General features: G+C 49.8%; 15 protein-coding genes and 1 pseudogene. 4 read left to right on the forward strand and 12 right to left on the reverse strand.

Annotation, left to right across the window (positions count from 1 at the left end):
* The first annotated feature begins 62 nt into the window (after nt 1-62).
* From E7747_RS09645 to E7747_RS09660, 4 genes are all read left to right on the forward strand, one after another.
* On the forward strand, nt 63-1,001 hold the full coding sequence (locus E7747_RS09645) for a dihydrodipicolinate synthase family protein (RefSeq protein ID WP_136415646.1): 939 nt from the start codon (nt 63-65) through the stop codon (nt 999-1,001).
* Nucleotides 1,002-1,082: 81 nt separating this feature from the next.
* Nucleotides 1,083-2,573 carry a sodium:solute symporter gene (locus E7747_RS09650; protein ID WP_123614310.1) on the forward strand — a complete coding sequence of 497 codons (1,491 nt, stop codon included), beginning with the start codon at nt 1,083-1,085 and terminating at the stop codon, nt 2,571-2,573.
* Between the two features lie 61 nt (nt 2,574-2,634).
* Complete coding sequence (locus E7747_RS09655; protein ID WP_136415648.1) at nt 2,635-3,918, forward strand: hemolysin family protein; 1,284 nt, start codon at nt 2,635-2,637, stop codon at nt 3,916-3,918.
* Between the two features lie 536 nt (nt 3,919-4,454).
* Nucleotides 4,455-6,428, forward strand: coding sequence for a TonB-dependent receptor (locus E7747_RS09660; RefSeq protein WP_136415649.1), 1,974 nt, complete (start codon nt 4,455-4,457; stop codon nt 6,426-6,428).
* Between the two features lie 164 nt (nt 6,429-6,592).
* Here E7747_RS09660 and E7747_RS09665 read toward each other — a convergent pair whose 3' ends face one another.
* From E7747_RS09665 to trpB, 12 genes and pseudogenes are all read right to left on the reverse strand, one after another.
* On the reverse strand, nt 6,593-7,966 hold the full coding sequence (locus tag E7747_RS09665) for a TlpA family protein disulfide reductase (protein ID WP_136415651.1): 1,374 nt from the start codon (nt 7,964-7,966) through the stop codon (nt 6,593-6,595).
* On the reverse strand, nt 7,963-9,447 hold the full coding sequence (locus E7747_RS09670) for a RagB/SusD family nutrient uptake outer membrane protein (RefSeq protein ID WP_136415652.1): 1,485 nt from the start codon (nt 9,445-9,447) through the stop codon (nt 7,963-7,965). The genes E7747_RS09665 and E7747_RS09670 overlap by 4 nt, the downstream gene beginning before the upstream one ends.
* Nucleotides 9,448-9,480: 33 nt before the next feature.
* The gene (locus tag E7747_RS09675) at nt 9,481-12,750 is read right to left on the reverse strand and encodes a SusC/RagA family TonB-linked outer membrane protein (RefSeq protein WP_136415654.1); all 3,270 of its coding nucleotides are present in this window, start codon (nt 12,748-12,750) and stop codon (nt 9,481-9,483) included.
* A 34-nt stretch (nt 12,751-12,784) separates the two neighbouring features.
* Complete coding sequence (locus tag E7747_RS09680; RefSeq protein WP_136415656.1) at nt 12,785-15,262, reverse strand: thiol protease/hemagglutinin PrtT; 2,478 nt, start codon at nt 15,260-15,262, stop codon at nt 12,785-12,787.
* A gap of 178 nt (nt 15,263-15,440) precedes the next feature.
* Complete coding sequence (locus E7747_RS09685; protein WP_136415658.1) at nt 15,441-16,799, reverse strand: T9SS type A sorting domain-containing protein; 1,359 nt, start codon at nt 16,797-16,799, stop codon at nt 15,441-15,443.
* Nucleotides 16,800-16,952: 153 nt separating this feature from the next.
* Nucleotides 16,953-17,378 (reverse strand): DUF1573 domain-containing protein, encoded by a 426-nt coding sequence (locus E7747_RS09690; protein ID WP_228449130.1) that lies wholly within the window; start codon nt 17,376-17,378, stop codon nt 16,953-16,955.
* A gap of 32 nt (nt 17,379-17,410) precedes the next feature.
* Nucleotides 17,411-18,343 carry an RluA family pseudouridine synthase gene (locus tag E7747_RS09695; protein WP_123614319.1) on the reverse strand — a complete coding sequence of 311 codons (933 nt, stop codon included), beginning with the start codon at nt 18,341-18,343 and terminating at the stop codon, nt 17,411-17,413.
* A 40-nt stretch (nt 18,344-18,383) separates the two neighbouring features.
* Nucleotides 18,384-20,723: a type I DNA topoisomerase gene (gene topA / locus E7747_RS09700; RefSeq protein WP_136415660.1), complete on the reverse strand. Its 2,340-nt coding sequence runs from the start codon at nt 20,721-20,723 to the stop codon at nt 18,384-18,386.
* A gap of 138 nt (nt 20,724-20,861) precedes the next feature.
* A pseudogene (locus tag E7747_RS09705) lies at nt 20,862-21,559 on the reverse strand (SIR2 family NAD-dependent protein deacylase).
* 66 nt (nt 21,560-21,625) lie between these two features.
* Nucleotides 21,626-22,075, reverse strand: coding sequence for a nucleoside deaminase (locus E7747_RS09710; protein WP_136415662.1), 450 nt, complete (start codon nt 22,073-22,075; stop codon nt 21,626-21,628).
* A gap of 197 nt (nt 22,076-22,272) precedes the next feature.
* Entirely contained in the window at nt 22,273-22,728 is a 456-nt protein-coding gene (locus E7747_RS09715) for a RagB/SusD family nutrient uptake outer membrane protein (protein WP_228449131.1), read from the reverse strand.
* 5 nt (nt 22,729-22,733) lie between these two features.
* On the reverse strand, nt 22,734-23,930 hold the full coding sequence (trpB, locus tag E7747_RS09720; protein WP_136415664.1) for a tryptophan synthase subunit beta: 1,197 nt from the start codon (nt 23,928-23,930) through the stop codon (nt 22,734-22,736).
* Nucleotides 23,931-24,715 lie beyond the last annotated feature (785 nt).

Below are 24,715 nucleotides of genomic sequence, written 5' to 3' on the forward strand. Positions count from 1 at the left end.
GACTTATTTTTGTCCCGCCCGACGGAATTTATTATTTTTGCATGTCTATAAAACCAATCCAAATGAATACAACCTTTAAATCTCCACTTAGCGGAATCATTCCTCCTCTTGTGACTCCACTTCTCGGCAACGACACTCTCGATGTCGCAAGTCTTGAAAATCTTATCGAACATCTCATTGCAGGTGGTGTCCACGGTCTCTTCATCCTTGGCACTACAGGAGAGGAACAGAGCCTTAGCTACCGTCTCCGCAAAGAGATGATCAAAGAAACCTGCCGCATCAATGCCGGTCGTCTCCCTGTGCTGGTGTGTGTGACCGACACTTCAATTGTCGAAAGCGTCAATCTCGCGAAGGTTGCCGCCGACTGCGGTGCATCGGCTGTCGTGAGCGCTGCACCCTACTATTTTGCTACCGGCCAGCCTGAGCTTGCAGAATTCTACGAGGATATGCTTCCGGAGCTCCCGCTTCCGCTTTTCCTCTACAATATGCCCAGCCACGTGAAGGTCAACTTCTCACCGGCGACTATCCATCGCATCGCTGAAAACGAAAAGGTGGTAGGTTTCAAGGACAGCTCTGCCAATATACCGTATTTCCAGTCGGTGATGTATACGATGAAAGACCTTCCCGACTTCGCGCTCCTCATGGGCCCCGAGGAAGTGACCGGCGAATGTGTGCTTCTCGGCGCTAACGGCGGTATCAACGGCGGTGCCAATATGTTCCCCGAGCTTTATGTGGCCATGTATAACGCAGCCAAGGCAGGAGATGTCAAAGAAGTGTGGCGCCTCCAGCAGATCATCATGCAGATCAGCACTACAATCTATAGCGTCGGCAAGCACGGCTCAAGCTATCTGAAGGGTCTCAAGTGTGCATGCTCGCTCCTCGGTGTCATCAAGGATGATTTTGTGGCAGCTCCGTTCCACAAGTTCAATGAACCCGAACGTCGCAGGATTCAGGAAGCACTTGACCGTCTCCCGATTGAAAATGGCAAGATAATCCTTTGATTTTCTTATATTTTAAGTAATATTGCTCATTCCCCTCTCTTATTTATACACAAACGTTACTATTACCCTATCTCTCGTATCATGAATATAATAGACCTTGTCGTATTCCTTGTTTTTACAGTCGGAACCATATTGTTCGGTTATCTTTTCGGACGTAAGAAACAGAGTAGCGATGAGTTTACCCGTGGTGGAGGCAAAGTGCCCGGATGGGTGGTCGGCCTCTCGATATTTGCTTCGTTCTGTAGCTCGATTTCTTTTTTAGGCTATTGTTCATCAGCGTTTACAGGAAACTGGAATGCCTTTGTGTTCACAATCTCTATTCTGCCGGCCGGACTTTTGGCCATGCGTTACTTTGTCCCTTTTTACCGCTCTCTCGGAAGCATCAGTGCCTACAGTTTCTTTGAAAAACGTTTTGGCCGCTGGGCACGTCTGTATGCGTCGGTGTTCTATCTCTTCACACAGGTGTGTCGTTCTGGAGCTATATTGTTTCTGCTTGCCGTCCCGATGAATGTACTGATGGGGTGGAGCATTCCTCTTGTTGTTACAGTGACAGGTATAGGAATCATCCTCTACAGCCAGAAAGGCGGTCTGAAATCAGTAATCTGGACAGAGGCTCTTCAGGGTGCTATTCTCATAGTCGGTGCTATCATCTGTCTTGTAATGCTTTTCAAAGGAATGCCCGAAGGTCCGGGACAAGCTCTGAGAATCTGTATGGAGAACAACAAGTTCTCTCTCGGCAGCTTTGGCGACAGTCTTGTCGAAAGCACATTCTGGGTCTGTCTGATTTACGGTATGTTTACCAATCTGAACAACTTTGCAATTGACCAGAGCTATACGCAGCGCTATTGTGCAGCTCCGTCGCTGAGCGAGGCGAGAAAGAGTGCGTTCTGGGGCTCGCTTCTCACATTGCCGGTCAATTTCATCCTGTTTCTCATCGGTTCATGTCTGTTCGCGTTCTATCATGTTAACCCCGGCTCTCTGCCCGAGGGCATAAAAAGTGACTATGTGTTTCCATATTTTATTATCAATGAACTTCCCGTCGGACTGATCGGTCTGCTGATCGCCTCTATTTTCTGTGCAGGAATGAGCACTGTGGCCACAAGTGTCACATCGTCAGGCACGATTGTGCTGACCGATTTCTATTCACATATGTTTCCAAATGCGAGCGATGAGCGCAAGGTCATTGTGCTTCGTCTTGCAAGTGTGGCTGTAGGTGTTCTCGGCATCGGTGTTGCTCTATGTTTCCTTCTTGTCGACAATGCGCTTGACGCTTGGTGGGCGCTAAGCAGCGTATGTTCCGGCGGTGTCCTCGGCATGTTCCTGCTGGCTTATCTATGTCCCAAGGCCAAGAAGCAGCATGTGGTGCCCGGTGTGGTTGTCGGTGTGGCTTCATTGATTCTTATCGCATTGCAGACTAAACTGACCGATTGGATGGGGCTTCCGCAGTTCGTGCATATCAATCTCAGCATTGTAATCAGCACATTGCTCATATTTTTTATCGGCTTTATACTTGTGCGGTTCATGAATAAGGAGAAGGACAATTCGATCCACGGTTCATCCGTGCCTCAATGAAAACAAATAAAGGCTAAATATTGTTATCAATTAAACAAATTTATGTTTTTCCAGATACCGCATGGACGATCTTATAATAATTATCGCACTTATTCTTCTAAACGGCATATTCTCAATGTCGGAAGTAGCCTTGATTTCAGCACGTAAATCAAAACTGACATCCGATGCACGCAACGGCAACCGCAACGCGGCCACAGCCCTGCAGCTCGCAGGCGAACCTGACCGTTTTCTCTCGACTGTACAAATAGGCATAACCCTGATAGGAATCCTGACGGGTATGTTTTCAGGAGCGACAATCGCTACACAGCTTGCCGACTGGCTTGCCGCAGCCGGAGTTGCCCCCCGGCTTGCGCTTACGCTGTCGAAAGTTGTGATAGTGTCTGTGGTGACATATCTCTCGATTGTCGTTGGCGAGCTCGTCCCCAAGCGCATAGGACTCGGACGTGCCGATACGATAGCCAAGATTGTTGCCGGACCGATGAAAATGCTCTCTATAATCACTTATCCCGTAGTGTGGCTACTATCGGTTTCCACTGCCGGAATCGTGAAACTTCTTCGTCTGGGAGAGAATGCGTCGAAAGTGACTGAGGAGGAAATCAAGTCGCTTATTCAGGAAGGCACTGAGTCCGGCGAGGTTCGCGAGGTCGAGCAGGATATTATGGAGCGCGCGCTCGTGCTCGGCGATTGCAGGATTGAAGCCATAATGACAAGCCGCAAGGATGTGGCATGTCTGACAATCGGAATGGATGAGGAAAAAATCCGCAAAGTGCTTGCCGATGAGCTTCATTCGACCTATCCGGTATTTGACGATGACAGGGTAGAAATCTGTGGAGTGGTTTCGCTCAAACAGCTAATTCTTACGCTCGGACAGCCTGATTTCAATATCGGCCGGCAGCTGTCGTCGGGGCTTTCGATTCCGGAAAGCATGACGGTCTACGACGCTCTCGACACATTCAAGCGCACACGCGAGCATCTTGCACTCGTCTATGACGAATATGGGTGTTTTCAGGGAGTTGTCACGCTCGGTGACATTCTCGACGGCCTTGTGGGATGTACTTCCGAAGGGATGAACGGCCCTGTAATCATCAAGCGGCAAGACAAGGACGAATGGCTGGTCGACGGGCAATGTTCTGTCTATGACTTCCTTTCGTTTTTTGACCGCGAGGATCTTTATCAGCCTGCGTCATATACAACTTTGGCAGGGCTGATTATCGAAAATCTCAAGCGTGTTCCGTCAGTGGGCGACATATTCGATTGGAACTGTTTCCGCTTCGAGGTAGCAGACATGGACAGAGCTCGTATCGACAAGATTGCGGTTTCCATGCTTACTCAGAAAGAGGATTAAGCCTTTCATACAATTTCCCTTATGCGCTGACGCCTGTTGCACGACGAAAAACGTGCAACAGGCTAATTTTGTTTCTTCAACATCAATATGCCGGAATTCCTGAAAAGGTGTGATAATGCAAAACGGATGAAAGAAAATTATCATCCATTTCGGATATGTTACATAAATGACGTTGAAAGTTAACATTCAAAGAACCTACAAACCTGTTTGTCTATATAAAATCGTGATTGATATTGACCCGGCTATGGCTTTTGGCAATCAACACTCATAACAGCCACACTATTTCCTTTTTGATAAAAATAAAGTTGAAAAATCAACATTTGTTGACTTATATATTCGAGATAATACCTATTTTTGTGAAATAAAACCTGTTTTTATAGGATAATACCTAAATTTGCAAAATAAGAACCTGACTATATTATGCCAAACCGAATTATCACATCTATATTCTGCGCCTCAGTAGCTATATCTGCGATGTCGAAAAGTCTGACAGCATCAAGACTCAAGAACTTGACGAAGTTGTGGTTAAAGCGCAGATGCAACGCACCTCACCGACCTCTACGACCTATATTCCGACAGTCAGACAAAAGAACGCTTCGCAAAACGCAGTCGATCTTCTACGGCAGATGGCTATACCTCAGCTTCAGATAAATCCTGTCAGCGATGCGGTTACCGACAATGCAGGAGTTGACGTGGCAATCTTTATAAATTATCTCGAAGCGTCAAAGGAGGAAATGGAAGGTATGCGTATGCCGGATGTCAGGAAAGTCGAGTATCTTGAATTTCCGAGCGATCCGCGTTTTCGAGGGGCGCAGCGTGTAATCAACATCATTGTTTATGAATACGACTACGGTGGCTACACAAAGCTGACCACAAATGAAAACTTTCTTATGGGATTTTCAACCCGCAACAACATTTTCTCTAAGTTCTCATATAAGAAAATGACTTACGACCTGTATGTAGGAGCCAGCCATTGGAACAACCATCATGGAGGTAATACCGTAAAAGGTATCTACTCGCTCAAAGACGAGGATGGGGCTGATTACAAGCTGACCCGTACAGAAGCGCTTGACGGGTCGCATTATAAACAGAGCCAATATCCAGTCACTCTTCGGGCTACATACGCATCTGAAAAAATCCAGATACGCAACACTTTCGGATTTACCCATTCAGGCGTTCCGACCTATGACCAGAGAGGTAGTCTCACATATCAGCCGGGCAATGAACGAAACTACACTTTCGACAGGAGCAATCCGAACCGCAGTAATACCATCGCATATCAAGGTTCGTTCTTTTTCTCTTTGCCGAAGCGGTTTTCGTTTGACATCTCACCGCGTTTCAATTACACGCACAGCAACGACTATCTGTCATACTCCACCTCGAACTCATCTGAAATAATCCGCAACGCTCGTGAGAATGCCTATAATTATCGTGTTGACACATACTTGCGTAAGCATATCGGTCAGAAGCATACGGCTATGCTCGGAATAAACGGCGGTGACCATATCAACAGGTTGCGTTACTCGGGCACGAACAATTACTATGACAGCTTTCATAATTCTTTTGCGGCCGGATCACTTTGCTATAATTTTCAGACTCAGAAAATCAGCCTTTATGCTGATGCCGGAGTGTGCTGGGAAGAAAGTGACATAAACGGAGAAAAATACAATGACATATATCCATTCATACATCTGAATTTCCGCCTCTCGCCAAACGCTAAAAATGCTTTTTCGGCTTATTTTCAATATGCTACCAACAGCCCGGGTATAGCTGAGAAGGCATCTGATATTCTTCAGGAAAATGAATTCATGTACATCACCGGCAATCCTTTGCTTGAAAACAGCCGGCATGTCTCTCTTAATCTTGCCTATACGTGGATGCCGTCAAATGCTTTCGGCATGAGTGCGTTTAGTAATTTCTTCGAATGCTTTGACCGGCAACTTGTGGTATATGATCCGTATAATGACGGTCAGGCTCTCATCAGAAACTATCGCAATAACGGCAATTACATCAAAGAGGAAATCGGACTTGCCGCCAACTGGAAACTGCTTGGGGGAAAATTGCAGCTCTACGCAAGCCCAAGACAGGCGTTCTACAAATCCACCGGCATATACCGTAAATCATACAATCCGTTCACTGTAACCGCACAAGCTACATATTACCTCGACAGTTTCTATTTTAAGGCATATTATCAATCGCCCGAAAAGCAGATGTCATCCATCTCCCCGCATATTTATGAGGGCAGGAACTTTCATAGTCTGACAGTCGGTTGGGCAAATTCCGACTGGAATATACGGGTCATGGCCGCCAACTTCTTTAACAAGGGCTGGAGCTGCGCCAAGACTATTACCGAAACACCGTTATATACCGGATATAAGGAAAATATCGGCACAAACTCACATCCACGTATCAACGTGGCTGTCACTTATACATTCGGCTATGGTAAAAAGGTAAAACGGGGCAATGAGGTCGGCGAACAGTCAGGCGCAAACTCCGCTATAATGAAATAATAAATCGTGCATTTAAGTATCACATCAGCCTCAGTCGTAAGGTGAAATTGATTAGTATTGAAATTAAAAGTGAAGTCCCCGGCAGCGATGCCGGGGACTTCACTTTTACGCCACCGGGAGATGACAGAGTTTCTTTCGGTGGCGTAAGTATGGTTATTCGAATTTCAGTTTTTAGCAGTGAGGCATTCGAGTTGCTGGCGCAGTTTCGGGTCTGAGGGGCGTTTGGCATAGCTTTCGACTATCCGTCCCTCACGGTCGATGAGCATGATTCGCGGTACTCCGTGGATGTTGAGCTGTTTGAGCAGCGGAGAATTGAAGCCGTCGGGAAGATTGACGCTCAGCACTCCCGGTGCGTGGGGCTTTTCGCGCATCATTTTTTTCCATTCGGCATAAAGCTCGTCGCCTGTGTCGACCGAGAGGGAAATGAATCTTACACCCTTGCCGTCGAATGCTTTTGCAACCTCGTCGAAGTATGGCATTTCCGCACGGCATGGCGCACAGCCCGTAAACCAGAAGTCGATTATTACATAATCGCCTCTGAAATCGGCAAAATTGAATTCCTTGCCGTCGACATCCTTGAATATGAAATCGGGCATCTGTGTTCCGGCAGCGACGTTTGCTGCGGCACGTGTCTTTTCTGCATACTCGTTTTCAAGCTCACCGATCCGGTCGCTTGCACCGGCATCAGTGATGAGAGGTCTGATTTCAGGCAGCTGACGGCTGAAGTCGTTCAGATAGTTGCGCTTAAGTGTCAGAGCGAGCAGATTGACGAGGAAATGCGACCTTACTTTCTCGTTGTCAATAGCCTTGGCGTAGACAGTCATGTATGATTCGTTTATGGCGGGTATCAGGCCACGGCTTTCTTTTGTCTCAATGGCCTTGTTTACAACATCAAACCATTTCGGGATTCTCAGTATGCGCTCGTCGCTGAATGTCAGCGTGTCAAGAAAATTATAGAAATCGTCGCTGATTTCCACCTTCTGTCCGTTGGGGCGGAACACCTTTGCGAGTGCCACTCCACCGAGCCGTTGGTTAAGGAAGGTGTAGCGGTTATAGAGTTTGTGGGTGGCTGCAAATTCCTGATCCAGACCGGCAGCGTCAATCAGAGAGTCGAGTTTCAAGATTTCCGATTCGTTATAGGCGATCCATTCCGATGAATAAGGCTTGATGGTCTTTGGCGTGCGGCAGATGTAGGGATGGCTGCTGATAAAGCTGTTTTCCTTCTCGTTAGTGCCCTTGACGGCAACGTTGCCGTCATTGCCGACTGTGATTTCTGTCGTCGAACCCGGAGTGATGAATACGGGATGGAAATTGCCGTTTTCGGCAATCAGACGGTAATATGCCGGCGAGTCAGTAACGGTAATTACCGTGTCGTTGGCAGTGACTTGTGAATATTCGAGGGCGGCTTCCGGCTGGAAATAGATTTTTTCACCGCCTCGGTTTATGACGGAGACTGTAGCCGGAGCAGCACCGTATGCCGGGACTGATGCGATTAGGGTCGCTATCGTCAAAGCGGCCACATTGAGATTTTTTTTCATTTGCTGTTCTGTTTAAGGTCACTTGTTTGCATGGCTTTCAGAGGGAAGGGGAAGGTGAGGAGTGTCGAATTCGGCGCCAGCGTATAGGTCTCGCCTTCGAATTCTTTTGTCAGAGTCTCGTTGAATTCAGTGCAGAAGCGGCGGAGATCGAAAAATCCGTTGTAGGTGAAGAAAAGTTCGCGTTTACGCTCTTCACGGACAAATTTCAGCGCTTCGGCCGCATCGGAAGTGGTCAGACGTGTGTAACGGCTTCTGATGTTACGGCGCGAGCGGATAATGTCGAGATAGTTCATAGCCTGTGCGATGTCGGCCGGCGAGCCCTTGCGTGCATAGCATTCGGCAAGCATCAGATAGACTTCCGAAAGGCGCATTCCCGATGGATTCCAGCGGATGCCCATTGATGTAAACTCGCGGTCGCCTTCAGGTGCGGTCTCGTGCGAACGGCGGTAGCGGAGACAGTAGAGCATGCGCAGGTCGGCTTGCTGGTCGAAAAGACTGATGACATCGGCTGTGAGATACATCGGAAAGGGATCGTTGTTGGTAGTGCCAAACTGATAGAGAAGGTTTTCTGGCGCGTCATATCCTTTTTGGACACCGTTTTTCCAGATGCTCTCGATTGCGTCGTTGAGCCCCATGAACTCGGGTCGGTCGATTGCTCTGTCTGTACCATAGGCCATCAGCAGCTGAGGGGAATAGCGGTTGTATTCATCGTTCATATCCCAAAGTTCGTGCTTTCCGGCCGGAGCTTCGGCGAGAGCGTCGAGACAGGCTGCTATACACTCGTCGATTTCGCGCTTGAACAGGTGGACTTTAGCCTTAAACGCGTAGCCGAAAGTTTTGTCAGGTCGGAAAGAGTTGAGAGCGGTGTGCGGAAGGTCGGCAATGGCTTCGTCAATGTCTTTCTGAATGAAGTTGTAGGTATAGCCGACAGACTGCTGGACACCTTTTTCCTCAATGCTTTCAAACATTTTTTCTCGGATGATGATGCCGTTGGTGTTATCGGCAGTTGCCGGATCGTATGGCTTGGCGAACGTGTTGACGAGGAAAAAATAGTTGTATGCCCTCATGATTTTGGCCTGAGCCATAGCGAGAGCCTTGTCAGAGTCAGGCCCTTTGGCTGTGTGGATGTTGCTTATTATGACATTGAAGTTAGTGATGCGGTTGTAGCAGTTATTATAAAGAGAGCTGTTGATTGTGACAGCCGCACGGTCATAGTCTTCGTTCCAGAGAAAGCCGGCCGATCGCAGTGGCGAGGTGTAGTTTTTTAGTTCCTCAACCTTATACCATGAGGCTTCATTGCAGATATTGAGGCTGTTGGCATGGTCATAGTTAGGCGAGACTTCTTCGAGCAGTCCGAGATAGTCATCAGTGGTTTCGAGCTGGGTGCGTCCCTTCGGCTCGACATCGAGATAGCCGTCGCATGACGAGAACAATGCCGCTGTACACGCGAGAGCCGTTGATATATGAAGTCTGATATTCATTTTCAAATAATTGTGGGATTTGATGGAGAGTTTTTAGAAGTTGAAGTTGAGTCCGAAAATATAGGTCGGAGTCTGAGCGTCGGTCCTGAGTCCTGAATTGGCATTGAAAGCTTCAGGGTCGATGTCGTGTTTGTTGGCTGCCCAATGGCATAGATTGTCTATCTGGAATCGAAGCTGTGCGCCTTTGAAAGCATGGGTCTTTTTAAGCAGTCGTGCGGGGAAGGTGTAGGCCACGCCGATGTTGCGCAGTTTGATGAAAGATGCGCTGGCGGTGTTGACATTTGCGTAGCGCCAGTGTTCGTTGCGCTCGCCGCTGTCGCCGTGGATACCCATGACAGGAATGCTTGTGTTTGTATTTTCAGCAGTCCAGCGGTCAACGATGTCCTCGCTGACAGCGCCGTCGAGCAGCTTGTGGTTAGAGTCATAGAGAGTCGGGACATCGACGCGCAGGGAGTGTCCGGCATAGTAGACCACCTTGGCGAATGCCGACAGGTCGCGCCAGCGGAAATCAAGATTGAGCGCTCCGTTCCATTTCGGTGTCAGCTGTCCGACGCATACCACAGCATCTATGTTGCGCACAGGATTGATTGAAACGGCTTCGCCGTTCTCATTGTAGACCGAAGGATTGCCGTCGGCTGTCAGACCTGCATACTTATATGCGTAAAGCGAATTGTAGGTATCGCCTTTCAGATAGTTGGAGGTCGGATAGCGCATCATGTCGAGCGCGTCAGTGGGTTTGTAGTCCACTTTGTCGATGGTGTTCTTGTTGTAGGCGGCCGAGAATGATGTGGTGAACGAGAAATCACGGTTTCTAATCCAGTCATAGCTGAGGTTGATTTCCACACCGGTGTTTTTCATTGCACCGTTGTTTGCACGCGCCATGCCGTCGAAGCCGAGCGACGGGTCTATGCTCTTGTTGACAAGGAGGTCGGAGCTGTATTTGCTATAGAAATCAAGGCTGCCCGACAGGCGGTTGATGAGCATGAAGTCAATACCTGCATTGAAAGTCGAGGTCTTTTCCCAGCGCAGAGAGCTGTTTGGAGGGGTGAGAATTATCGTGATCGGGCTGTTGGTATAGGGAGATGTGGCGAACGATGCGAGAAGATAGGGCGACGATGTCTGGTCGACCATACCCGTGATACCGTAAGTGGCACGAATTTTAAGCATGTTGAGCCATGTTATGTCGCGCATGAACTGCTCTTTGTCGACATTCCAGCTGCCACCTACCGACCACAGCGGTCGGTAACGGTATTTCGGATCGCTTCCGAAGAGGTCAGCCTGCTCGACACGCACACTCGCGTTGAGCGAATAGCGCGAGTCATACACATAACCGGCGTTGAAGTAAGCTGACACATAGCGGTGTTTCACGTCTGCGATGTAGAGATTCTCGGCTTTGGTGCGCGAGGCAGCGTAGAGCTGGCCGATAACGCCTGTCTTCGAAAGAGTCATCCAGTCGACCTGTCCGTAGGTGAGACGCTGGGCATCGAAGCCATAGCGCTCGCTTATGTGCACGTCGTTTTTGTCCTCGCGTGCCTCAGCTCCGAGAAGAGCCGTCACGTCGTGCTTGTCGCCGAAAGTGTTGCGGTAGTTGAACTGACCGCGCACATTGTAATTGTCATAGTTGGTGTCGCGGTAGAGCATGTGGCCGCCCTGAGGAATGTTGTAGTCAAATCCTCCGCGACTGTTGGTCGATGCGAATTCATTTATCATCGAGCGCATCATGTATGAATCGGCCTCGTCGTATTCCGACGCATTTATCTTGCGTTTTTCATATTGGGCCTTAAGTTCGAAGTCAAGACCGCGGATGATATTGAAGTTTGCCTGAAGGAAATACTTCATATAGAGGTCGTCGGACTTATATTTGTTATAGCCTGATTCCTCGATTGCATTGTAGCCCATGAAGTTGAGACCATCTGTCGAGTTTATATCCTCTGCGAGTACCTGATTGTAGAGATAGCGGTATGATAGGTTGCCATCGTTGTCATAGAGTGTATCGTAGGGCATTGCCGCCGTCGCTTCGAGTCCTGAAGCCTGTGTGTAGGAGGTTTTCTTAAGCATCACGTTAGCTCCGAGGGTCAGTTTCATCCACGGAGCGACCTTGAGGTCGTTGCGGGTGTAGAACGACAGGCGGTCGTCACTGTCATACTTCGTGTAAAGTCCCATCTTCTGGTAGCGGACGGCTGCATAGAAGTCATATTTTTCGCTTCCTGCGTTGAGTGTCACGTTGTAGTCTTGTGTCAGGCTGTTTTTCTGAAGATGTTTGCGATACTCCTCTCGGTAGTCGTTTTTACGCAGTGCATCAAGTGAGGCGTTAAGCTCTGTTTCGCTGATTTCGTTGCGCGACAGACGGTAATAGAGCATGTCGATCTGCGACATATATGCCGCGTTGGTCTTGCTCGTCTTTGTGGAGAAGTAGCCTGTCGGATTATTGATGTAATCGGGGTCGGTAATGAGCATTTCGCGTTCGAGATCGATTATCGATGATGTCGAAGCATAGTGCTGATAGTCGAGCGAGGGGAGCGGATTCAGGTAATAGCCGAGCGAGAAATTGGCTTCGAGCTTGCGGTCAGCTCCGCGCTTAGTCGTGATGACAATGACACCGTTAGAGGCATATACACCGTAGAGCGATGTGGCAGCCGCGTCTTTCAGCACCGTTACACTTTCAATAGTGTTGGGATTGATGTCGTCGATGGTCATGCCGGTTGCAGGCTGTCCGTCGACAACAAGAAGCGGGGTGCTTGAAATTGAAAATGACGAGTTGCCTCGGATGCTCATCTGGTTGTTGTAGATGGTCAGACCGGGTGTGACACCTTCGAGTTTCGAACTGAGGTCGGGAGCTTGGATTTTGCCGAGTTTCTCGGCGCCGACAACTACGGCCGAGCCTGTGTTGCGTTCGCGAGAGATTGTCTGGAATCCAGATACGATTACTTCATCAAGCATGTCGGCATTGGTCTCAAGTACGATGTCGAGCTTTGCGCCTGATGTGGCCTGCACTTCTTTGGTTTTCATGCCTACATAGCTCACCACGAGTGTCACTTTTCCCTGACGGTGGACATTGATTTCAAAATTGCCGTCAATGTCGGTGCTTGTGCCGTTCTGAGTTCCCTTTACGACGATTGTTGCGCCCGGGAGCGGTTCGTTTGTGTCGTCGGTCACTGTTCCACGTATCGTCGTGGCGTTGGACTGTGGCGCTGTGATGCCGGCTGGAATTTCGATGGCGAGTGCCGAGGTTGTCGGGAATATGAAAAGCCCGAAAGAGGCGATCACCAGCGATTTGCAGATAATGTTGGTATGACTATACATTTATTATGAATAAGTTACTTGGCGTGTGAATTATTTATGAATTGCGGATGTTTATCTTTCTTACATCGCGGTTTCCGTCGGTTCGGACTATTGTCAGTATGTAGACTCCTCCTTGCAGCCCGGAGATATCGATTGCAGTCTCATTGCCGTTGGCGTTCTGTCTGACGAGCTGATGTCCGGCGATGTCATGGAGCGTTACGGACGAAAGCTGAGAGGGAGATGCTATGTAGAGATGGCCGTCAGCCACTTTAACATCCATTGAATCTGTCACGATTTCATCGAGGCCGGAAACATGGCTTGTCACCAGAAGGGATATTGAGGTGAGGAGCAGGTCGCGGCCCGGCGACATATAGAGGTTCAGGATATAGTTTCCTCTTTCGAGATTGAGATTGTCGCCTGTGAGCATCGCTGTAGCAGTGGACTTGGGGGCAACTGCCACATCTGCGCTGAAAGTTCCCTGACGGAGAGAACCGTCGGGGGCAATTATGTCTGCTTCAAGTTTTCCTTCCCATGAGTCGGGACTGAGATTCGTGACCGACAGTCTCAACGGGGTGTCGGCATTGTCTGTCATGAGATAGCTGCCGTTTTCAGGTAATATGCTGAGATGTGCGATTTTGACCTCGACCGATTGCGACAACAGAGTGATGTCGGCCACAGTCGGCTGACTGTTGTAGCTATAGAACGGTATGGCCTGATACGTGCCTCCGGCGATTCCTTTCAGCGTAGAGTTGATTTTAGCTGTAACAGTCTCGTTGGCCGGACAGAGTATGGGGCTTACATATATTCCTTTGTAGTCGCCTGAAGCGTCGGCCAGCGCTATGCCTGCATATCCTTCCAGACGTATGTCGCCTGTATTGGCGATATCGAATGTCCATGTTGCGGGAGCGTCGGCATGAAGATGGTTCCAGCTCAGTTCTGAAGCGAGGTTCACGGATATGGTTGGCATGACAGGACTTAGTGTCAGGTTTCTGCCACTGACTGTGGCATAACATTCGGAGGGGCCGTTGGCTGTCGAGCATTTTACGACATGCCAGCCGTCCTGTTCGCCACAACGGTAGTAGAAGCCTATTCGGTATGTTCCGTCAGCGAGTGATACGTCTGCAAGCTGGAAGCGGACAGCTGTGTAATTGTTGTTTTCGAGTCCGCTGACGGTTGTTGTGGAAATCGGAGTAATGCCGCTATCGGTAATCACTGCCGCACAGACCTCGCCGGTGAAGTCGTTGAGACCTTTGTTGAAAGAGTAGAAAAACAGTTGTGAATCGTCGAGTGTTGTGTGCAGTTCCGGGGTCTCGCTTGCGATATGAAACGAAGTCGCGTCGCGGAAATAGAGTTTTTCAATATTAAGCAGACGTTCGGTCTGTGCGACAGAACCGGGAGTGCCTTGCGGAGCTATGTGGCACAAAACAGCTTGTTTTAACGTATAACCTCCGGTGGAGCCTCCTGTCGATTGTTCGGACGGGTTAAGGGCCGAAAGAGAATAATATCCATCGCTCATTCCGCTCCATCCCCAGTTGAAATGGAAATAACCGTTTCCGTCGTATCCGTCACAGACGAAAGTGTGGCCCATCGAGGGATTGCGACCGTCGTAAAGCACGGGACGGCCAGCCTCAAGCTCGGATATTATAAGGTCGGTCCATTCACTGTCGCTCATTGAGCCACGCTCGTAGAAATGTATATTTCTGTCATATCCGAAATAATCGATAAGAGCTTTTCCGGCATCCTGGTGGTAGGCTATGCTTGTTTCGGAGCTATATTGCATTTTTGTTCCATAACCGACGGCTTTCATGAGCGAGGCGACTGCCTGGGAGCTTTCGTCATCCGCGCTGTCGTCGTATGTATCGGTCATGTGATTCCAGTCAAAGGGTGCGATTGCCGAGAAATCGAGTTCACGGACAATCTTTTCATTCCTGTCTTCGTAGCTGACAGTGCCGGTGGCTTGCAATGGATGGCGGTGATAGTACATAATTTGAGCCGTTGCCGTTGCCACGCATCCTGTGACTGACTGTCGGCCTGTAGTTATGTCTACGGGACATTGCAGATTGTAGGGGGATTTCTGATTCCAACGACTTTTTAGCAGGGGCGCTACGGCATTGGCCCGTTTGTTCTCGTATGTCTGTCCGGCAGTGTCCGCAGCATGACTGTCGGCAGGGAGTGAGGATATTTCCTCGGCATACTGTTCTATCCATGTCCTGCATGCCTCAGGCATAGTTGCCATATCGATATTACCTGTGTCGCTGTAGGCAAGGATTTTCTTTGCACGGTCGTCACCGGCTATGATTACATAGCCCTCGTTTTCACCGATATTGAAGATATGAACGGCCTCGGATTGCGGGAGGGACACGCTGCGGCTTATCGCTGAAAGACTGACCGGCCGGAGTGTGGACGACAAGCCGCGTTCTGACAGGAATTCGGTGGCGTAGTGGAGTGCTGCATCATGATTTACTGTGGCTGCGGTCATACTGGTGCCTGTTAACCACGAAATAAAAGCAGCGGTCAGTATCTGTCGTTTCATGGAGTCTAACTGAAAAATTACAATGCTTTGATAACTTGTGTGTGATTGCAGAAATGCGTTTAAGATAGAAGGATTGTATTGACGGAGGTCAATTTGCGATTTTTTGATAGACAGGGGGACATCGAGATAATGCCCCCTGTCAGATAGGTTTATAAGTTTGTCGGTGAATCAGGGATGCTTACTTTACGGTAATCTTGGCTGATTCTGAGCTGCCTTTACCATAGACAACCACGACATATACGCCTGATGTCACATCAAGGCTCATTTCAAGGCTTTCAGCACCTTCGGCTGCAACTGCCGAAGCCACCTTGCGGGCCATGATATCGTAGACGGCAACTTCAGCGCCTGATGCGAGAAGTACGCTCTCTACGTTGAGACGGCCGTTGGCTGCGTTGACCTTGAGAGTGCTGTTGTCGGCCTTAATGTCGCTGATGCCTGTCGAACCGCCTTTGACAACCATGAGATAGGGCAGGTTGTCAGAACCTTCACCGATTACACCGAATGCGTCGGACTGTACGAGCACTTTTTCACCGGCTGTGAGTCCGCTCACAACGATTGTAGCGTCATCATTGCCTACAGTGGCGCTCTGGATGTCGCTCCAGTCACATTCATAGGCATACTGGTTGTCGGGATCGGTCATCTTGACCTTGCCGATGTTGAGGATTGTACCCTTTGCTCCGTGGTTGATGAAGGTATAAGTCCCGTCTTCAGGCACTGTGAAGTAGCGGTCAACCGTGTAATATGCGTCGGGGTAAGTGGTTTTGGCATCGAGGGTCAGGCTCTGTCCTCTGAGGAGGTTGTTTCCGCAGTTGAGAGTGAGCATTGCGTTATATCCGATCTGGAATGCTGCAGAAGCGTCGGCTGAAGCTGTGAATCCGATCACATTCTTTCCGGCTTTTACATACGGTCCCATCAGTCCGCTGCCGAGATTTGTGCCACCGGGACATTCGAGATGGATTGCTTCGATTTTTTCAACTGCCAGAACAGGAGACATCATGTAGTTTGTGGTTATCTGTGTGGCATAGGGGACAGTAAGCTCAAACCACTTTGTCTCGCCGGCTTCGAGTGTTCTTGTCTGACCGAATTCCTCGGATGAAACGGCTATGGGATAATATTTCTCTTTGCCTTCGAATCTTGCGGCAGGCAGAGGATTGGCAGGGTTCATTCCAAAAAATCCTGCGACTTTGGGTGTGATTTTTACGAGATACTCCTGACCGGGCATGAGGACGTAGGCATCAGTTCCTTCTGCCATCTGGAATGCCTGTTGGCCACCGTCGCAGAGATAGACGAATATCTGCTGGCCGGCCGGTTCAGGATTGGTATAGTCCGAAGGTGCGTCGCCCCAGAGAGCCGGAGTTGCCTGAGGGCTAGTGATTGTGAACCATGCTTCGGCAGGTGCGTCTTCAAGTGTCGGAACAAACCAACCTCCCGCAGCGGGGAAAGGCTTTGCCGTTTCAGGCGTAGTGCCATAGACCTGTCCGAAGGCAGGTGCTACGCATACGCATGCGGCGATAGCGGGGAGTAAAAATTTTTTCATGTGATGAATGTTGATGTGAATGATTGGAAATTTGTTTGAAAAATTGTTGCAAATATATTGATTATATGCCTAATATACAATAATGCCAAACAAAATTTGCCGAAATTATAGCAATTTGCTTATTATTTAAGTGAATTTAATTAAAAATAGAAGTCACTTCGTTTTTTCACTTTCAACGCTCTTTATTTTGCCGGTTATGAACAGGCGGGTCTGTGGAGGGTTTGCATTGGTGCGCACGAGAATGCTGCGTTTGAAATCGGTCTCGTGGATGGTTGCCGGATTAAGTCTACCGGCTATGAATGAGCTGTCTCCGGGTGCGATGGGCTGACGCGGGTATTCGAGTCTGACACAACTGCATGAGGCGTGGACATAGGTCAATACGAGTGGCGCATTGCCTGAGTTGACAAAACGGAACTCGAATCTTTTTTCTCCTTCGGCTTTGTCGACAAGGCCGAAATTTATATTGTTTTTTTCAAATGAGATAGCAGGAATGAAGTCGTCGGCACTTTGCGGATTGTCAGCATGCAAAGATACAATAAGACTCAGTAAAAATGTAAGTATCGCTATGACTCTTTTCATGTCGCTGCTTCGGTTGGCCGGATCTGTGATTCTCATCCCATAGCCACCATTTTGGCAAACGAGGCGGGAATGGAGGTTGTGAAGTTCATGTCCTTTCGGGTGATGGGATGGACAAAGCGGAGGGTCTGGGCATGGAGTGCCATGCGGTGGATAGGGGAGCTTTTCGCTCCGTAGCGGCGGTCGCCGGCAATCGGATGGCCGAGATCCTTCATGTGGACGCGAATCTGGTTTTTGCGTCCTGTGTCAAGCGACACCTCCATCAGTGAGTAGCCGTTGCGGCTTTTCAGAGTGGTGTAGCGTGTGATGGCGAGCTGTCCTTCCTCGGGATTTTTGGTGGAATAGACTTCATAGCGCGAGTTTTCGGCGAGATAGCTTTTGACCGTCCCTTCGGCCGGATCGGGAGTGCCTTCGACTACTGCGAGATATTTGCGCGAAAGCACCATGTTGTTCCAGTTGTGTTGCAGACGTTTTTTGGCTTCCTCACTTTTGGCGAAAACCATGAGCCCGGACGTGTCGCGGTCAAGGCGGTGGACGATGAAGAGCTTGTTGCGCGGGTCTTTCCATTTCAGATAGTCGCGCAGGATGCTGTAGGCAGTGCCGTCCTTGATTTTATCCGTACCCATCGAGAGAAGCCCGTAGCCCTTGTTGACGACGATGATGTCATCGTCTTCATAGACGAGTTTCAGGCGACGGTTGTAGAACATGCGGAACTCGCGTGTCAGGTTGGCCTTTACCTCATCGCCCTGTTTAAGCTCGGTGTCAAACTGTGTCACCGGAATTCCGTTGACTGCAATCTGATTGTGGCTCAGAAGGTTCTTGATTGCGGTGCGTTTTCGTTCGGGCATTGCCTGTATGAGAAATTCGAGCAGGCGTGACTCTTGCCCGACGTTATAGCTTTCGATCACATCGGGTTTGAATGAATTGCGCTCTGCGCCCGGTTTTGTCGAGAACGGTTTCTTTGCCATATTGTATTGTCAGTGTTTACAGATTGAGTGGGGTAGTGGATTATGATTTCTTTGTTCGGCCTGATGCGCGTCGGGCGGGGCGTTTAGGGGCATTGTCCTGCTCTTCTATGAGCTGACGCACCTGTTCGATGGTGAGGTCGGCGGGGTTTTCTACGGATTTCGGTATCTTGTAGTTGCTCTTCTTGTAGGCGATGTAGACACCGTAGCGTCCGTTGAGAATCTGCATCTCAGGATCTTCATCGAAGATTTTGATCACCTTGTTGCTGTCGGCCTCGCGTTTGGCTTTGATAAGTTCCTCGGCCTCTTCGATGGTGATAGAAGTGGGTGAGAGGTCTTTCGGGATGCTTACGAATTTTCCGTCGTGGCGCAGATATGGCCCGAAACGGCCTACGGCGGCGATGACCTGCTTCCCCTCGAATTCGCCGACTTCGCGGGGAAGTTCGAACAGCTTGAGTGCGTCTTCGAGCTGTATGTCAAACACGCTTTGGTCTTTGCGCAGAGATGCAAAGCGAGGTTTGTCTTTCGACTCTGTAGAGCCTATCTGCACAATCGGTCCGAAACGGCCGATTTTGACCGAGACCGGTTCGCCGGAAGTGGGGTCTGTGCCAAGAATGCGTTCGCCGATTTTGTGTTCGGTGCGCAGTTCGTTGGCTTTCTCGACTTCGGGATGGAATAGCCCGTAGAATCGGGCTATTTCCTGATTCCAGTCGCTTTCTCCTTCGGCTATGCGGTCGAATTTCTGTTCCATGTCGGCCGTGAAGTCATAGTCGAGGATGTCCGGGAAATGTTGGGTGAGAAATTCGTTGACTATGATGCCGGTGTCGGTGGGGATAAGTTTACCCTTTTCCGCGCCGACGTTCTCGCTGCGATGGCTCGACGAGATTTTACCGTCGGCAAGGGTCATTACGTTGAATGAGCGTTTTTCGCCCGGTTTTTCGCCCTTGACGATGTATTCGCGGTGCTGGATTGTCGAGATTGTCGGGGCGTAGGTCGACGGACGGCCTATGCCGAGTTCCTCCATTTTTTTGACAAGCGACGATTCGGTGTAGCGCGGGGGAGCGAGAGTGAAACGTTCTGTCGCAGTGATGTTTCCGGCAGTCAGAGTTTCGCCTGTCTTCAGAGGAGGGAGTGTTCCGCTTTCGTCCTCGCCGTTGTCGTCATCGTCGTTGCCTTCAAGATATACTTTGAGGAAACCGTCGAATTTGATGACTTCGCCCGAGGCGGTGAAGTGTTCGGGCCGTTCGGAGGGTGTTATGTCGATTGTCGTTTTTTCGAGTTCTGCGTCAGCCATCTGCGAGGCCATTGTGCGGAGGCGTATGAGCCTGTAGAGGCGTTTTTCCTGTGCGCTTCCGTCGATGGTCTCCTTGTCGATATATGTAGGACGGATGGCTTCGTGTGCCTCCTGTGCGCCCTTGGCGTTGGTGTGGTAGCGGCGAACTTTGAGATATTTTTCACCGAGTTCGTCGGTGATGAGATTTGAAATGGAATTGATGGCAAGCTGCGAGAGGTTGAGCGAGTCGGTACGCATGTAGGTGATATGTCCTGCTTCGTAAAGCTTTTGGGCTATCATCATGGTCTGCGATACGGTGAAACCGAGCTTGCGTCCGGCTTCCTGCTGGAGTGTGGAGGTGGTGAATGGCGGCGCGGGCGATTTCTTGAGCGGTTTCACGCTGATGTCGGTGACGGTATAGACCGACTTCTTGCATGCTTCAAGAAATTCGCGGGCGCTTTCTTCGTCGGGCAGACGTTTCGACAGCTCGGCGCGTAGCTGAGCGCCACCCGGAATGTTGAAAAGCGCGGTCACGCGGTAGTAGGGTTCTGACTTGAATGCCTGTATCTCGTTCTCGCGGTCAACGATGAGACGCACTGCCACCGACTGGACGCGTCCGGCTGACAGGGCGGGCTTGATTTTCTTCCACAACACGGGTGAGAGTTCGAATCCTACCAGACGGTCAAGCACACGGCGTGCCTGCTGGGCGTCGACGAGATGGAGGTCGATGTCGCGCGGCTGCTCGATGGCGTGGAGTATGGCGTTTTTGGTGATTTCGTGGAATACGATGCGTTTCGTGTTCTCAGGTTTGAGTCCGAGCACTTCGTAGAGATGCCATGCAATGGCCTCACCCTCGCGGTCCTCATCGGATGCGAGCCACACGGTCTCGGCTTCCTTGGCTGCCTTCTTAAGCTCGGCTACAAGTGCTTTCTTATCGGTCGGGATTTCGTAGACCGGCTGAAAATCTGAGTCGACCTTAATGCTGATGTCTTTCTTGCGGAGGTCACGGATATGACCATAGCTCGACATGACCTTGTAGTCTTTGCCGAGGAATTTTTCAATAGTCTTGGCCTTTGCCGGAGACTCTACTATGACGAGGTTTTTCAACATATTCTATTTTAAGTGTGCGTCCGTCGCCGGTAAGCTCCGGATGCTGATGATGAGGCCGGGGAGTTAGGAACCCGGCCAGATTCAGAGCGCAAAGGTAAACAATTTCTATTAAATATGTGGTAAATCGTTAACAATTTATCACATTCCGCTCGGTCTCAGCAGCTCGACAAGCTCTGCGACGCCTACCGTTGCGGGCTTGGCTATGACCGTCACATTGTCGGGGACGGCGGCCGGACGCGGATCGATATAATAGACCGGGACACCCGGACGGACATAGTGGAGCAGACTCGCGGCGGGATAGACGGCCAGCGATGTGCCTATGACGGCGAAGATGTCGGCTTGCTGCGCCCACTCGATGGCGCGCTCGATGTTGGGGACGGCTTCCTGAAAGAATACGATGTGGGGCGCACGGGGTCGCCATACTTGTCGCGGGTTTCAGGGGTGGTCTCCAGATGTTCTTCGTCGAGAGTGTAGACACGTGTCTCGTCGCGCATCGACCTCACTTTCATGAGTTCGCCGTGGAGATGGAGTATCTTCGAGCTGCCGGCACGTTCGTGGAGATTGTCGACATTCTGGGTGATGACATATACGTCATACCACTTTTCAAGTTCGACAAGTGCCGTGTGGGCAGCGTTAGGGTTGCATTTCACGAGCCCTTTTCTGCGTTCGTTGTAAAACTGGTGGACGAGGGCGGGGTTGCGTGCGAATCCGTCGGCGCTGCATACGTCCATCACCGGGTAGTTTTCCCAAAGGCCGTCGGCATCGCGGAAAGTCGAGATTCCTGACTCGGCTGATATGCCTGCTCCGGAGGATATGACAAGTTTTGGCTTTTTCATCATAACATAATTTAGGTAAATGATTTGAGGTTCATTTTGAAATTATTTGAATACCTCCTTCCTTACTCAACGTTTGGATTTGAAAAATGTGCGCATCAGTTCGGCACATTCTTCACCCAGCACTCCTCCGATAATCTCGGCTCGGGGATGAAAGGGCGATTTCGATGTGAATGTGTGGTAGCCACGCTTGTCGTCGGCAGCTCCATAGACAATACGGCTGACCTGTGCCCAGCCGATAGCCCCGGCGCACATGAGGCAGGGTTCGACGGTGACATACAGTGTGCAGTCCTGAAGGTATTTTCCTCCTAAAGTCTGTGCGGCGGCTGTGATAGCCTGCATTTCGGCGTGAGCCGACACGTCGACAAGCGCTTCGGTCAGATTGTGGCCGCGCCCGACAACAGTCCCGCGTGGCGACACGACGACCGCCCCGATGGGCACTTCGTCTCTTTCCATCGCCTCGCGTGCCTCAACGAGCGCCATCCGCATATATTTTTCGTCTTTTTCTGTCTGTGTCATAAGGATTGGTCGATTCTGATAGTGTCTGCAAATATAATCCTAAAAATCGAATGGACAAAACCGAGACTGCTATCCGACGGAATGGCCCGGATGAATACCATATGGGTATGTAAAAACTCCCCGGTCTCAGTTGAAACCGGGGAGTGTCTGGAGTTTATCGGTTCATGTCTGGCATGAATCAGTGTCGAATCGGATTATCAGGGATTCTGGACTGTGATTTCAGGGTTGTTCTGAATTTCTGCGTCTGGAATCATATAGATCATCTTGTCATCCTGACCTTTATATTTCACAGCGTTGATATAATCAAGCTGTGCGATAGGAGCATTTTCGCTGAGGGCGCGGTCGATGGATTCGTTGCGGCGTTTGATGTCAAACAGGCGCGAGCCTTCCTCGAACATGTCGATTCGCTTGTTGACACAGATTTCCTTATAGAGGGCATCGCCGGGATAACTCTTGACCACCATTTCGTTTTCGACCTTGAAATGGCCTATCGGGTCGACTCCTATAAAAGAAGTCGCGTTGTGCTGGGCATGGTAGTCGGAACTTTCAAGCAGAGCCGACTGCGGGTAGAGGTCACGGATTTTAAGGTAGATTCCGACCGGTGTTTCAAGGTCGGCTGGGATTGTGCGTCTATATTGAGTAATCTTTTTCATGTTCATTAGTTGATAGAGTTATTCATGAGATATGTGTGGAGATCCTTGTCGCCACGGCCCGAGAGGTTGATGACCACGATGTCGTCGGGATGGAAACGTTTTTTGTCGAGCACGGCGAGTGCGTGTGCGCTTTCGAGAGCAGGGATTATTCCCTCGTTGCGGGTGAGTGTCATGGCTGCGTCGAGAGCCTCGGTGTCGGTGACGGCGAGAACTTCCGCGCGGCCTGAGGTGGCGAGATAGGCATGGAGCGGCCCGATGCCGGGATAGTCGAGCCCGGCCGAAATAGAGTAAGGCTCTACAATCTGTCCGTCGGAGGTCTGCATCACGAGTGTCCTTGAGCCGTGGATGATTCCTTCGCTTCCCGCATGTATGGTGGCGGCTGTCTCCCCGCTGTCGACTCCTTTGCCGGCAGCCTCGGCTGCGATGAGCCTGACTTCGGGATTATTGATGAAATGGTAAAATGCCCCGGCTGCATTGCTTCCGCCTCCGACACAGGCCACAACATAGTCGGGAGTCTCGCGTCCGACCTGCTCTTTAAGCTGTGCCCTTATTTCCTTGCTGATGATTGACTGGAAGTGTGCCACCATCTCGGGGTAGGGGTGAGGCCCTACGGTGCTGCCGATTATATAAAAGCTGTCGGGGTTGCAACACCAGTCGCGTATCGCTTCGTTTGTCGCATCCTTCAGGGTTTTGTTGCCCGAATGAACAGCGACCACCTTTGCTCCGAGCATTTTCATGCGCTCGACGTTGGGTTGCTGACGTGCCACGTCTGTCGCACCCATGTAGACTACGCAGTCCAGCCCCATGAGGGCACACACTGTCGCGGTGGCCACACCATGCTGCCCTGCGCCGGTTTCGGCTATGATGCGTGTCTTGCCCATGCGCTTGGCGAGGAGTGCCGAACCGATGGCATTGTTGATCTTGTGTGCGCCGGTGTGGTTGAGGTCCTCGCGCTTGAGATAGATATTTGTTTTGTGGATTTCGCTCAGACGGTCTGCACGGTAGAGTGGCGACGGGCGTCCCACGTAGTCGCGCATCAGTGTGTCGAATTCTTTTTGGAAATCATCGTCGTCAACGTAGCGGTAAAATGCGTCGCGGAGGTTCTTCACATTGTCGTGAAGGATTTCCGGGATATAGGCTCCGCCGAAACGTCCGTAGTAGCCTTCCTCGTCGATTGGAAGCAGGGATCTGTACTTTTTCATATTTTATGATGTGTGTATATCTGATTTTTGAGTGAACAACAAAAAACGGAGCGGCCACCGGGTGTTTCTACCGATGGCCGCTCCGCGTATAATTGCTGAATCGTTATTTCTCAGATTTTGTCAGACTTGTCTGCATGAATCAATGCCACCGATATTCCTACCGCTGCGCCACCAATAATTCATGCTGTTAAACAAGTTTGTCATTTTATCGTTTTATTTATCTTTATGCTGCAAATTTATAGTTAATCTTTAATTAAAACAAATGAATTGTCAATAATTTTGCTCCTGACGTTGAAAAATTATATTTTTTAATATGCCACCTTATTTATATAAGAGATTCAGGATTTCATCGGGACTCGTTCGTAATGATAACCGTGACAGAGGCATCGCAAAAACAACTATAAATTTAACTTTGTTAACGGTTGGTCTCAAAAGTGACCTTGTAAACAAAATCCTGCGATTTCCTTTCATTTTGTTACTTCTGATTGCTACAAAATGCCATTTTGACGGCATTAACATTGGGATTTAACATTCTTTTACATAAAACTAATTAACATACTCGTCAAAAAATATTACTTTTGTGGCCTGATAGTTTAGGATTTGTGAAAAAATATGCAATAATTGATACTCTTTTTCACTTCATCCATGATTTGCAAGACCGGCATAGAGATGCTTCCTGCAAGCCTGAAACTGACTTAGGGCTATAAACCCGTACAGGCAAACGGACCGAATGGTCATTGAATCCCCTCAGAAAAAACGGAAAGCACCCGGAGTGACACCGACTG

The organism is Duncaniella dubosii, assembly GCF_004803915.1.
Lineage (GTDB): Bacteria > Bacteroidota > Bacteroidia > Bacteroidales > Muribaculaceae > Duncaniella > Duncaniella dubosii.